The sequence below is a fragment of the Chryseobacterium sp. CS2K3 genome, assembly GCF_059515185.1.
On sequence record NZ_JCAKRW010000008.1, the window covers coordinates 193,126 to 206,738 of the forward strand.

The following is a 13,613-nucleotide window of genomic DNA, read 5'->3' on the forward strand; positions in this document are numbered from 1 at the left end:
TAACATGTTAGATCAAGTTCCCTATCTTTCCTATGTACTGAGTGCTTTTATCGGCATTGGGTTAGCTGCAGCCACAGGCTTTAGGGTATTTCTCCCTATGTTCATTGTGAGCCTTGCTTCGTACTTTCACTGGATCCCTATGAATGAACAATTTGAATGGCTCGCAGGATTGCCTACACTTATTACTACAGGCATAGCAACTGTTGCTGAGATTCTTGCTTATTATATTCCTTTCATTGATCATTTATTGGATACGGTTTCTATTCCTATGGCAACTGTTGCCGGTTCTGTACTATTTGCGAGTCAGTTTGCTGACATGGGTACTTTTCCTCAATGGGCATTGGCATTAATTGCTGGTGGCGGAACAGCGGCAACCATCAGTTCAGGGTTTGCAGGAATAAGGGCTGCTTCTACGGCAACTACCGGAGGATTGGGAAATTCTGTGGTAGGAACTACTGAAACTGCAGGAGCTGGGATTATGTCTATTCTTGCAATGGCAGCACCGATTATTGCAGCAATTATAGCAATCGTTCTTTTGATCCTTGTCATTATCTATGGCAGGAAAGCATGGAGAAAATTACGGGGTAAAACGACCTCTCAGGATCTATAAAATAAAAAGGTACAGTATTTTACAACTGTACCTTTTATATTTAGTTTTTACTTCTGAAATCTTTTATTTCTTTAATTTTAGATGTAAAGTATTCTTTCTTTTCAGGATGCTTTTTGATCAGTATTTCAAATGCTTTTATTGCTTTGGAATATAATTTCTGTTCAAAATAAAGATTGGCAAGCGTTTCTGTCATTAAGTGTGAAATGTCATCATTCTTTTCTTTAACAACGTAGGTGCTTTCTTCTTTTAACTGACTGATCCTAGGATTGTTTTCAATAAAAGTTTCAATCGCTTTTTCTTTGATCTCTTCTTTTTCTTTTTCAACGTCTTCTGTTCGGTCTATTTTCAGCCAACTCTGCCAGGTATTAATAAACCCTGGAACATTACTGTCTACAGGAGATTGAGCCTTATTTTCCACAACATCTTTCGTTTCTTCTTTTGCTGATATTTCTTTATTATCAGCCTGTTTTTCAACTCTCAGGTTGGCAATATCCGTACTAAAGAATGAAACATTCATTACAGGAGCCTCTTCATCTTTTTTGGCTGCAATAACTTCTTCTTTTTCTTCAGAATTGTCATTACTTTCAGGTTGTTCTTCAACCGAATCCTTAGTTTCTTCTTCGGATGGTAAAGAATCGTCGGTAGAGTTTTCAGTTATAATTTCAGTTTCAGAATCATTAACCGGAGTTTTTACTTCAGAAACAGGTTTTTCTACTTCAATGGAAGCATTTTCAGCTGGCACAGCTACAGATTTACTGATTAAAGAATCCGGCATGTTTGATTCAAGACTCATAGGTTTCCACGAAGTCTGAAATTCAGGTGTATTTTCTTCAACAGCAATTACATCAGAAGGTTCTTCTACAGTCTTTACAGGCTCAGCAGACTCTTCTTGTACAGCTTCTGTTTTTACTTCTTCAGATGGTACTGGTGTTTCTTCCCCAGCAGACCAAAAGTGGAAGCTCTGAGTTTCAGCAAAGCTGATTTCATGATCTTCTACAGCGGCTTGTGGCTCGTCTTTTTTCTCTTCTAAGGCAGCTTCAGCTTTTGTTTCCTTCATTTTCTTTTCAACCTCTTCAATCAGACGTCTCATTTCCTCCTCATGCTTATTTACATTAGGCAATGTAACTTCAGCAGATTCGGTTACTTCTTCATTGTTTGCCTGAATTTTAACATCCGGAAGAAAGGCATCTGTTCCATGGAAGCTTAGTTCTGCATCTACAGTATCTTCTGTTTCCTCTTTTCCTTCAACCTTAGGATCAGAGAATTCTTGAATTTCAGAAATGGGTTCAGCCTCAATAGATTGTTCTACTAGATTTTCTTCTGGTTCTATTGTTTCCGGTTCTTGAGAAGCCTCCTCATTTTCAGTAATAATTTCATTTTCTACTGATTGATCAGCTGTATTTTCATCAGCATTTTCTTCAGATAGAGGTTGTATTTCTTCAAAGCTCAGATGGTGATCTTCTTCTACTTTTTCCGCTACATTTTCAGAGGATATTTGGTCTTCATCAATGATTGTTTCAGGAGTAAAGTTTTCACCAGCATTTTCCTCAATTTCTTTTTGTTCCTCTTTGCTTTCTTCTTGATTCTGAATTGATTCCCCTACTGTTTTTTCAGTTTTTTGGGTTACCAAAGTTCCTGATTCCAGCGTAGATTCAAGGTCGATTGTTTCTGTATTTTCTTCATCCAGAAAGTTTTCTTCACCTTCAAACAGGATTCTGTTTCTTTCGCCGTTTATGAACACAGGTTTTATGTCCTGAGCTACTTGTAAGTTGCATGCAGCCTGTTCATCTGTTATTTCAGGAGCAGTTTCTTCTCTTTTGATAGGGAAGCCTTTGTCTTTGTAGTTATATCGGACAGGTTTTTCTGATGTTTTTGAAGGGGATTTATCTTCAACTACTTCTTCCTGTTTTGCTTCCTGTTGGATTTTCCCGTTGATCAGCTGATAAAGAATTTTTTTATCAGTGGTATAGGCTGCCGTTGTAGAAAGTTCTTTCTGGTAGCTTTCTTTTTCATACAGGTGTACTCCGTACAGGTGAAGTGCCCTGATATTTTGAATATAGGGAAATGCATGAATCTCATCCTTTAAAAGACCAAGGTCCTCTAACTGGATATTTTTCGGATTTTTTATTAATTCTAAAACTCTCGGATTCATCTTACCAATTCGCTACAATGTCGTTAAAAATCTTATTAATAATTCTTTCTGTTACAACTTTCACCTGTTGACTTTCGATGTCACTCTGTGATAGGTCACTGTTAAAAACAGCTTCGTCAGTATAGGTTCTGTCAAAACTTGCTTCTACATTTACTTTATTCTCATAATGCACTTTCACAGTGATCATAAGCTTGTTCTGTGCCTGCTGGATTACTCCGCCGGAAGGGTTATTCTGTGTAGTGGAACTGATTGTTGTAGGAGTAATTGTATAGTCTGTAATTTCTCCTTCTATCAGAATGTCGGGATTTTCTTTTGTTCCCTTCAAAGTGGTTCTCTGCAGAAATCTGTTTTGAATATCTGTAGAGAACTGTTGTGATAATGCCGGGTTCACGAGAGGGGCATTATTCGGAAATTCATTGATCTGAATGGTTTTTTCGTCTTTAAGAGCTCCACCCTGGCTAAAACTGTAGCACGAGTTCAACACACTCATCAGAACGAAGAGTATAGCAACCTTTACGGGCTGTTTCAGACTAATATTTTTAATTTTAAAATTCATTTTTAGATCCAATTTCAATGATTTCATCATGCTCAATTTGTTGAATAGCATCTTCATAAGCAAAATAATTTGCAGTGTATAAGAAAGGTAAAGTAAGGAAAACACCAATACCGCAAGCAATAGCACCTACCTGAGCTAAAATACCCACTATTAATGAGAAAAGAAAAATTGACAATAGATTTCCTTTAGTCATTACTTTTGAGATATTCCAGGCTTCTTTTATATCTGTAATTCCTTTAAGACTGATTAACGGAGCAATATAAAAAGACTTTAAAGCAAAATAATATATAACCGCTATCATTATAAACATATAAGGAATCATAAATAATACCAACACCGGGTTGCCCTGATCGCTGCCTGAAATAGCTCCTGTAACTATCATTACGATAATCAAAGGAATATACAGCAGCAGAAAACCTCCAAGAATAATTAACTGCAGAATAAAATAAGGCATAAAATCTTTAAAATCAAAAATATCTCCGGGAGATGCCGGCTGATTTCTATGAAGCTTTCCAAGGTATTTGTACATATTCCCCATTGCTACTGCTGCACAAAAAGGAATGATAGACATAAGGCAGCATAATAAAAAGGCTACAAAGATATTTCCGAAATCTTTCTTTAGAAGTTCAATACCTTTATTGATATATTCTCCAAGTTTAAAATTGACTGGTTTAGGCGCTAAAAATGTTTTCATTATTTATGTTTGATTAATCTTCCAGATTATATTGTTTTATTTTTCTGTATAAGGTTCTTTGCGAAATCCCAAGCTCATCCGCAGCTCTGTTCCTGCGTCCTTTATGCTTCTCCAATGCTTTGATAATCAAATCCTTTTCATTATTCTGAAGGGATAAAGATTCTGGTCGGTTTTCTTCCACTTCAATATCTTCAATATCTTCATAGCTATCTTCCGGACTTGAAATAATGGTTGGAGTCTGAACGCTTGGAGTATCGTTACTATTTTCAAAATACAATAAAGACCCTGAGTTTACTTGCTGTTGATTTTCAGGAGTATAAATTCTGTTAATCAGATTTTTCTCATGATTGCTTAAGTCTGCAGTTCCTCTGTTCTTTATTAATTCCGAAGTTAAGGATTTTAAATCATTAATATCATTACGCATATCGAAGAGAATTTTATACATAATTTCTCTTTCACTTCCGAAATCATTCTGCTTGGGAGTGCTCTGGTTATTAACAACCATCGGCAAATGTGTTTCCATCGGAATATATTCTGCAAGCTTTTCTGCTGTAATGTTTCTGTTTCTTTCCACAACGGTCATTTGCTCAACTAAGTTTCTTAATTGACGGACATTCCCCGGGAAAGAATAACTTTCTATGTAATGAACTGCACTGGGCTCTAATTCAAGCTCAGGCATTCTGTATTTCTCTGCAAAATCTATTGCAAACTTTCTGAACAGTAAGTGAATATCTCCTTTTCTTTCTCTCAAAGGGGGCATATCGATCTGAACGGTATTCAAACGATAATATAGATCCTCACGGAATCTTCCGTCATGAATAGCTTTCATCATATTGACGTTGGTAGCCGCTACAATTCTTACATTGGTCTTTTGAACCTGTGAAGAACCTACTTTCATAAATTCACCACTTTCCAGTACTCTTAAAAGACGAACCTGTGTCTGTAATGGAAGTTCTCCTACCTCATCCAAAAAGATTGTTCCCCCATCTGCTACTTCAAAATATCCTTTTCTGGTAGCCGTAGCTCCTGTAAAGGCACCTTTTTCGTGACCGAATAATTCTGAGTCTATGGTTCCTTCAGGGATAGCTCCACAGTTTACGACAATATATGGCTGATGTTTTCTTCTGGATTCTGAATGAATGATCTTCGGAATAAATTCTTTTCCCACCCCACTTTCTCCGATAACAAGAACGGAGATGTCTGTAGGAGCTACCTGAATAGATTTTTCCAGTGCCCTGTTGAGTGCCGGAAAGTTCCCGATAATTCCGAAGCGGTTTTTTATGTTTTGTAACTCGTTGCTCATAAGTAAATTTTTGATTATTGATTCAATGTTAATTATTCTACAGCTCAGCGATCTGCTTTCTGTAAACTTTGTTAAAATGATGGGTGTAGACGTCTTTCATAGTCTTTCCGTCATCATACGTTTGTAAGGCTAACATTTTTAAATCTAAATAATCCTTGTTTCTGATTTTAGAAACTTTACTTTTAAAGTATATGTTCTCGGCAAAGTCGTATTCTTTGCTTTGTTTTTCAAAATTTTCCAGGGCTTTATCATATTTTCCCTGTTCGAAATAGGTTACTCCAAGCTGGTAATGATCAAACATTCCCTTCACATAACCGTTTGTAGCAAGCAGTCTTTCGATAATCCCTGCCGCTTTTTCTTTTTGTCCTAAAGCACTATAAGACATAGCTTTCACTACATCCAGATGGTAATCTCCGTTTAAGGAACGTCCAAGATCTTCGGGATCATATTTTCGGAACTCTTCTAAGTCCTGAATAGCCCCTTTATAATCTCCTAAAAACTGGAATTTACACCAGCCTCTGTAGCCAAGGTGCATTTTAGGATTTAGGGCTACGGCTTTATCAATCAGTATTTTCCAGGTGGCAAAATCTCCGTTTTTGAGATAAGGCACAGCTTTTTCCATATAGGCATTGGAGAAATCAGGACAAAGCTCAATTGCTTTATCGAAACCTTCCTGAGATTCTCTGAAGCCTTGTAAATCTGAAGCTTTATTGTAAAGTTCACAGGCTTTTTTGCAGTCCTCACCCTCTATCGCATTACAGTTTACCTGTGCAATAGTATTGGTGTACACTATAAGTAACAAAAAGCTAAGGTAATACCTCTGAAACTTTTCCATCTTCAATTTTATAGGTTAAATACTGATAGTAATCTACTTTTAAACCTTCTATCTCTTTCGGCATCCAGCCGTTCAATGATTTCGTGAATTCTAACAGTTTATTTTCCAGCTGTTCATCCAAAGCAATATCTTTCAAATCCGAATTCATATGCTTAAGTCTGAACATTCCTGTTTTCCCTTCACAATTTACTAAAAATCTAACGGTAATATAACCATTGATTTTCTTTTCTGAATATATATTTTCTTTTTTAAGTTTTTCAACAATGGCAATTTTCTCACCTTTATACTGGAACATCTTCGGTCCGTGATAATATTGAAAGCTGAAAGGAATGTCCTTTCCTGCTCCGCATTTCTTAAAACCGGCTTCATCCAGTTTTTTATCAAATGTTATATCACCTACGGTATCCGGATATCTGCTCATATTCTTTTCAGCCTGACATGAAAACAGAGTAAAAATGAATAATAAAAGATAAATCGCCTTTGTCAAAACGTACTTTATTCCGCAGTTCTTCCTAAAAGTGTGCCTTGGGTATTATCGTAAACAAAAACGTCCACAATGTCACCTATCTGCTGCCCCTCCAGTTTATCAAAAACACATACGGCATTCTGTGAGTTTCTTCCTTTCCATTGGTTTTCATTTTTCTTGGAAGTTCCTTCAATCAGGATTTTATGCATTCTTCCTACATAAGATTTCATTCTCATTCTGGAAAGTTCTCCCTGAAGCGCTATAACCTCAGCAAGACGTCTCTGCTTCACATCAGCCGGAATATTGTCTTCCATTTTCTTGTGTGCCGGAGTTCCTGGTCTTTCTGAGTATGCAAACATATAACCATAGTCATATTCTACTTCTTTCATCAGGCTTAGGGTATCCTGGTGATCTTGTTCTGATTCATTACAGAATCCTACGATCATATCCTGAGAGAAAGCTACATCCGGAACAATTTCCTTCGCTTTTCTGATCAGTTCAAGGTATTCTTCACGGGTATGCTGTCTGTTCATGGCTTCAAGCATATTATTGCTTCCGCTTTGTACAGGAAGATGCACATATTTACAGATATTGTCGTGTTTTGCCATCATTTTGAATACATCAATACTCATATCCTGAGGGTTTGATGTAGAGAATCTGATTCTCATTTCAGGAACTGCTTTAGCCACCTGATCAAGTAATTGAGCAAAATTTACGGCTGTTGCTTTCTGCATTTCTGAAGCTTTGGCAAAATCTTTTTTAGGACCTCCTCCGTACCATAAGTAAGAGTCTACATTCTGACCTAAAAGGGTAATTTCTTTATATCCGCTCTCCGCAAGGCTTTTACATTCTTCAATAATGGAATGTGGGTCACGGCTTCTTTCTCTACCTCTCGTAAAAGGTACTACACAGAAGGTGCACATATTATCACAACCTCTTGTAATGGTAACAAAAGCTGTAACGCCGTTTCCGCCTAAACGAACCGGATTAATATCGGCATAGGTTTCTTCTTTCGAAAGGATTACATTGATAGCATCTCTACCATCATCAGTTTCTTTCAGTAAGTTCGGTAAGTCTCTGTAAGCGTCCGGACCAACAACAAGATCAACTAATTGTTCTTCTTCTAAAAATTTAGTTTTTAGTCTTTCTGCCATGCATCCAAGAACCCCAACCGTCATATTGGGCTTTTCTTTTTTAAGATTCTTGAATTGTGAAAGACGCATTCTTACAGTTTGCTCTGCTTTTTCACGGATAGAACAGGTGTTTAACAGAATCAGATCTGCTTCTTCAACCTTCATTGTTGTATTGTATCCTTGTTCATTAAGGATGGATGCAACAATTTCAGAATCCGAAAAGTTCATCTGACAACCATAGCTTTCTAAAAACAGCTTTTTAGAATTTTCCGGTCTTTCAGCAATAGCAAAAGCTTCACCTTGTTTTGTTTCGTCTATATATTTTTCCTGCACGATAATCAATTTTGGTTCGAAATTAAAACACAGAGAATTGCTCCGTGAATTTTAAATTACGAACAGATGAGTCTGCAAAGATACAAAATATTGTGACAGAATGGCAGGGCTATCTTCCACTAAATATTTACGATAAAAATTATTGTAAAAAATGCTTTGTTTTTTATAAGAATTTGTTGTCCGTGAGGGGCTTTATCTTACTTTGATTTAGATTACATATCCACAGACAGAGACGAGAAGTTCATTCTTATTTTCATTTGCGATTTTACCGGCTGTCCGTCACAGGTCGCAGGATTCCAATTTTTCTTGATTCTTCTTACTACATATTGCATATCATCAAAGAAAGCTTCACTGTGTAAAACTTTAGGTGCTCCTACAGCATCAATTACTCTTCCTGTGGTATCAATGATCAGTGTAAATGTAAAATCTCCGCTTAAAGTATAGAAATCTGCATTCAGATAGGTGTACATATACTTACTCAATACATTTTTATATGCTGATGCTCCTCCTTCAAAAGATGCCGGCTTAAAATCACCACATTTTACGGCAACCTGTAAAAAAGGCTCTTTTATGTCTATTTTGAAAATGTTTTTATTGTTTTCTACAATAAAGGAATCATCCCTATCCTCAAGCTCTTGGGCAAATGTAAAGTTTGCAACGCATAAGGCAAAAAATAAAAGTATCGTTCTCATAGCTTGATTTATTATAGAATTATTAAGCAAAGGTAAATATTTACCCGCCTTATAAAAAAGAAAAACTTCACACAAAGTGTGAAGTTCTCAGGATATGATGATGATAAAAACTTTCAAATAATGCTTATCATACATTGTTTTGGGATCACAACAAGCCTTTAATATGTTTATAATTAGTTTTAACAGTATCCAGGACCTCATCCATTTTCCCACCTAACATAAGCTGAGCCATAGATTTTGTCATTCCCACGATTTGGTCAAACTCAATTTTTGGAGGAAGTGCTAATGCATTAGGGTTGGTAAAAATATTTAAAAGGTATGGTCCGTCATAATTAAGACATTCTTTAATGGCATTTTCAACTTCTTCAGGTTTGTGTACATTTTTTCCGGGATATCCCATCGCTTGTGCTACCAGCGCAAAGTCCGGATTGATCATATCTGTTTCATTATCCGGCATTCCTCCTACTTCCATTTCCAGTTTTACCATTCCAAGGGTTCGGTTATTGAAAACAATCAACTTTACCGGAAGTTTATATTGAAAAATGGTTGCCATATCGCCCAGTAGCATAGATAAACCACCGTCCCCACACATGGCGATCACCTGCTTTCCGGGATAGGTAAGTGATGCACCAATCGCCATAGGCATTGCATTTGCCATTGAACCATGATTGAAAGAGCCTAACATTTTTCTTTCTCCGGTCCCTGTAATAAACCTTGCTCCCCAAACGCAACACATCCCTGTGTCTACAGTGAATATCGCGTCTTTTGTTGCTAATCTATCCAAAGTATGGGTTACATATTCCGGCTGAATAGCATCCTCTTTACCAGAATCTTTGACGTATTCCATCTGATTTTCTTTCACTTTATCATAAAAAGCAAGTTGTTCATTGAGAAAATCTACATTTGTTTTTTCAGTAAGCATTGGAAGTAAAGCCAAAATGGTTTGTCTGATATCTCCCGTCAATCCCAATTCGAGCTTTGCTCTTCGCCCTAATCTTTCCGGGCTTTCGTCTATCTGAACAATTTTATTTTTTACCGGCATAAATTTCTGATACGGGAAATCGGTTCCAAGAAGAATGACCAGATCAGCTTCATGCATCGCATGATAGGCGGAAGGAAATCCCAGTAATCCTGTAAGTCCAATTTCATTAGGATTATTGGGTTGAATAGCCATTTTCCCACGGAATGAATATCCTACCGGCGCTTTTAACAATTTGGACAGCTCTATCACTTCTCTATTTGCATCAGCGGCTCCAATACCACAGTAAAGGGTTACTTTTTTGCTATTATTAATCAGTGAAGCAAGGTTTTTCAATTCTTCATCTGATGGTCTGACAATAGGGTTTGTTTTAAAAATTTGATTGGAAGTAGTTGCTTCTTCTGCGTCCATTTCAGATACATCGCCCGGAAGTCCTATCACCGCCACGCCTTTCTTAGAAATCGCATGTTGAATAGCAGTCTGCACAATTCTCTGTACCTGCTCCGGTCTGGTGATCATCTGATTGTAGTGACTACAGTCATCAAAAAGCTTTATAGTATTGGTTTCCTGAAAATAATCCATTCCCATTTCATCGCTGGGAATAGTAGATGCTATCACCAGCATGGGAACATGGGATCTGTGGGCATCATATACTCCATTAATTAAATGTACATGCCCGGGACCGGAACTTCCTGCACATACTGCAAAGCCATCAAGTTCAGCTTCGGCAGCGGCTGCATATGCTCCCACTTCTTCATGTCTCACATGAATCCATTTGATACTACTTTTTTTAACTGCTGCATTAAGATGATTGAGACTGTCTCCTGTTACTGCATAAATTCTTTTCACATTGGCATTTTCGAGCATTTCTACAATCTGCTCTGCTATATTTTTAGCCATAACTCAATAGATTTGGTAATTATTTTCTTTTGATCATTAGAACAACAATATCCTAACTCTATCAAATTTAACCAATTAATCAGAAACTATCAACAGATTAAATATTAAAAAAAATGTAATTTTTCGAGAATTCCCTCACTGTATAAAGCATTTTATTATGTAGGGAAAACTTACCAGGTTAATTCAACAACGCAATATAGATTGTGTAAAAGCAAAACGACTGCCCTAGGGGACAGCCGTTCATTTATTATTTTTATAAGATTACATTACTACTTCGATCTGATTTCTCAATAAGTCTTCGAATTCATCTCTTTTTCTGATCAAATGAGCTTTTCCGTCAAGGAATAAAACTTCGGCAGGCTTTAATCTTGAATTGAAGTTTGAACTCATCTCAAAACCATACGCTCCCGCATTGTGGAATGCCAGGATATCGCCCTCTCTTACTTCATTTAATTTTCTGTCCCAGGCAAAAGTGTCAGTTTCACAGATATTTCCTACTACAGTATAAATTCTTTCTGCTCCTTTTGGGTTGGAAAGATTCTCAATCAGGTGGTAAGAGTCGTAGAACATCGGGCGGATCAGGTGATTAAATCCTGAGTTTACTCCCACGAAAACAGTTGCTGTTGTTTGTTTAATCACATTCGCTTTTACTAAAAGGTAACCACTTTTTCCGACTAAGAATTTTCCTGGTTCAAACCATAATTCGAATTTTCTGCCTGTTGTTTTTGAGTATTCTCCTAAAACTTTTTCAACTTTTTTACCTAAAGTTTTAACGTCAGTTTCTTCTTCATTATCCTGATATGGAATTTTGAAACCGCTTCCCATATCCAGATATTTCAGATTAGGAAAATGATCAGCAAGCTCAAGCATAATATCCAGTGCCTGAAGAAAAACCTCCGGATCTTTGATCTCACTTCCCGTATGCATATGAAGCCCTTCAACATTCACGTTCGTACTTTTCATCACTCTTTCAATGTGGCGAAGCTGATGAATGGAGATCCCGAATTTACTATCGATATGTCCTGTTGAGATTTTATAATTTCCACCTGCAAAGATATGCGGGTTGATTCTTACAAAAATCGGATAAGAATTTCCGTATTTATTCCCGAATTGCTCAAGAATAGAAATATTATCAATGTTAATATGAACTCCAAAAGCCATTGCTTCTTCTATTTCAGCCAGATCAACACAGTTTGGAGTAAAGAGTATTTTTTCTTTTGGGAATCCTACCTTTAATCCAAGTTTAACCTCGTTAATAGATACACAATCCAAAGAAGCACCCAAGTTCTTGACATACTTAAGGATATTGATATTCGTCAACGCCTTCGCTGCATAGAAGAACTTTGTATGTTTTAAAAAAGAAGATGTAAGTTTCTCATATTGAACTTTGATGGATTCTGCATCGTAAACATACACCGGTGTACCAAACTCATTGGCGATCTTTAATAATTCTTTTGAATTCATAATTTCATTTTAACATAAAAAAAGGCAGATTCTTCCAAGAAAGAGTCTGCCACATTAATTATTTTTTATGCAAGACAACTCTTTTAAATATTCCAAACCTTAGAGAACTTTACAGCTCCCTTTTTTCCAGTTTTAATTTGTTTAAAATTTTGCATTGCTTCTATTTATTTTTTGCAAAAATACTATTTATTTTTCACTTTAAGATAATTGTTTTGAACAAGCATCTTATCTGTAACGTATAGATTTTCTATTATTTCGGTAATGGTAATGTCTCAAAATCACCACGCAGAAGTGCTAGCTGCAGTTCATTATTCAAATCCGATGAAGAAATAGGAAGGTCTATTTTTAGCTTAGCCAGTTTACTTAATGTCTGTATCTGTGTAAACAATTCATAGAATCCAAAGGATATTACTTTTCCGTTTTCAATGATCAGAAATAGTTTTTCACCCAGCTTTCTTCCCGTTCCCAACCAAAGCTCATTCCTTTTCCTGAATTCAATTTTTTGTTTTAGTACTGCAACATCATTATATTCTTTCTGTGCTCCAATAAACTGAACTGCTTTTGCTCCCTGAGTAAATGATCTGAATTTAAGAATCGGCTTCTCAGTTTTATTGAGTGTATTCTTTTCAACCATGTATTTGCCATTTCTGAAATACAAGCCAAAAGGCAATACTTCTTTTTTCTTACTATTTTTAGAATTAAGAATCAGTTTAGCAATAATATCTGTTCCGGTAAGTTCAAAATTGATTTGTTCTGAGTCTTTCTGAACCTGTTCCCATTTTTTTGATTTGGAATTGAAAACCTTTTTTGAAAATTTGTTGATATCCTGAACATAATCGGTGAAAATAATTCTTCCGGCTTCGTCCTGAAAATAAACAAACCCTTTATCATTAGGAAGATCCTGCGTAAGCTCCTTAATCTTATTAATATACGTTTTCGCATTGGTTTCATCGTGCTGCTTCTGGATGATTTCATTCTCCGTATCTTTTGATATCAGAAGTTTGAACAGCTCCAAAGTTGCCCTTGCGTCTCCATCCGCTCTGTGATGATTGGTCAAAGGAATCCCTAATGATTTCACCAATTTACCTAATGAATAACTTACCTCATCAGGAATGAGTTTTTTCGCTAAAGGAATTGTATCTAAAGTATTGATTTTAAAATCATAACCAAGCCTTTTGAACGACTGGCGCAACATTCTGTAATCAAAATCAATATTATGACCTACGAGTGTTGTATTTTCAGTAATTTCAATAACTCTTTTGGCTATTTCATGAAATTTCGGAGCAGTTTTAACCATTTTCGGTGTAATACTGGTCAGTTTCTGAACAAAAGGAGTGATATCTCCTTCAGGATTGACAAGAGAGAGAAACTGGTCTGTAATCTTCTGACCATCATATCTGTAGATGGCAATGTCTATAATGCACTCATTTCTATAACCTGCACCATTACTTTCTATGTCTATAATTGAATACATTTATTTTCCCGTTAACTGCTTT

At 36.3% G+C, this 13,613-nt stretch carries 12 protein-coding genes; 1 reads left to right on the forward strand and 11 read right to left on the reverse strand.

Annotated features, from left to right (window positions below; genetic code table 11):
- Positions 1–4 precede the first annotated feature (4 nt).
- Positions 5–610 (forward strand): DUF4126 domain-containing protein, encoded by a 606-nt coding sequence (locus AC5YGG_RS15160; protein ID WP_496145302.1) that lies wholly within the window; start codon positions 5–7, stop codon positions 608–610.
- Between the two features lie 40 nt (positions 611–650).
- Here the strand turns inward: AC5YGG_RS15160 and AC5YGG_RS15165 are convergent, their stop codons facing one another.
- The 11 genes from AC5YGG_RS15165 to AC5YGG_RS15215 form a co-directional block, all read right to left on the reverse strand.
- Positions 651–2,762 carry a tetratricopeptide repeat protein gene (locus tag AC5YGG_RS15165; protein ID WP_496145303.1) on the reverse strand — a complete coding sequence of 704 codons (2,112 nt, stop codon included), beginning with the start codon at positions 2,760–2,762 and terminating at the stop codon, positions 651–653.
- 1 nt (position 2,763) lies between these two features.
- Positions 2,764–3,318: an LPS assembly lipoprotein LptE gene (gene lptE / locus AC5YGG_RS15170; RefSeq protein ID WP_496145305.1), complete on the reverse strand. Its 555-nt coding sequence runs from the start codon at positions 3,316–3,318 to the stop codon at positions 2,764–2,766.
- Entirely contained in the window at positions 3,308–4,012 is a 705-nt protein-coding gene (locus AC5YGG_RS15175; protein ID WP_496145306.1) for a hypothetical protein, read from the reverse strand. The genes lptE and AC5YGG_RS15175 overlap by 11 nt, the downstream gene beginning before the upstream one ends.
- A 13-nt stretch (positions 4,013–4,025) precedes the next feature.
- Entirely contained in the window at positions 4,026–5,315 is a 1,290-nt protein-coding gene (locus AC5YGG_RS15180) for a sigma-54 interaction domain-containing protein (RefSeq protein WP_496145307.1), read from the reverse strand.
- Positions 5,316–5,352: 37 nt separating this feature from the next.
- Positions 5,353–6,150 (reverse strand): tetratricopeptide repeat protein, encoded by a 798-nt coding sequence (locus AC5YGG_RS15185; RefSeq protein WP_496145308.1) that lies wholly within the window; start codon positions 6,148–6,150, stop codon positions 5,353–5,355.
- Positions 6,122–6,571 (reverse strand): hypothetical protein, encoded by a 450-nt coding sequence (locus AC5YGG_RS15190; RefSeq protein WP_496145309.1) that lies wholly within the window; start codon positions 6,569–6,571, stop codon positions 6,122–6,124. The genes AC5YGG_RS15185 and AC5YGG_RS15190 overlap by 29 nt, the downstream gene beginning before the upstream one ends.
- Positions 6,572–6,645: 74 nt before the next feature.
- A complete protein-coding gene (gene miaB, locus AC5YGG_RS15195; protein WP_496145310.1) occupies positions 6,646–8,082 on the reverse strand; it encodes a tRNA (N6-isopentenyl adenosine(37)-C2)-methylthiotransferase MiaB in 1,437 nt (478 codons plus the stop codon).
- A 212-nt stretch (positions 8,083–8,294) separates the two neighbouring features.
- The gene (locus AC5YGG_RS15200; RefSeq protein WP_496145311.1) at positions 8,295–8,774 is read right to left on the reverse strand and encodes an energy transducer TonB; all 480 of its coding nucleotides are present in this window, start codon (positions 8,772–8,774) and stop codon (positions 8,295–8,297) included.
- A 145-nt stretch (positions 8,775–8,919) separates the two neighbouring features.
- Positions 8,920–10,653, reverse strand: a complete 1,734-nt coding sequence (locus AC5YGG_RS15205) for a thiamine pyrophosphate-dependent enzyme (RefSeq protein WP_496145312.1) — start codon at positions 10,651–10,653, stop codon at positions 8,920–8,922.
- A 261-nt stretch (positions 10,654–10,914) separates the two neighbouring features.
- The gene (gene lysA, locus AC5YGG_RS15210) at positions 10,915–12,117 is read right to left on the reverse strand and encodes a diaminopimelate decarboxylase (RefSeq protein WP_496145313.1); all 1,203 of its coding nucleotides are present in this window, start codon (positions 12,115–12,117) and stop codon (positions 10,915–10,917) included.
- 250 nt (positions 12,118–12,367) lie between these two features.
- Positions 12,368–13,591: a 3'-5' exonuclease gene (locus AC5YGG_RS15215; RefSeq protein ID WP_496145314.1), complete on the reverse strand. Its 1,224-nt coding sequence runs from the start codon at positions 13,589–13,591 to the stop codon at positions 12,368–12,370.
- Positions 13,592–13,613 lie beyond the last annotated feature (22 nt).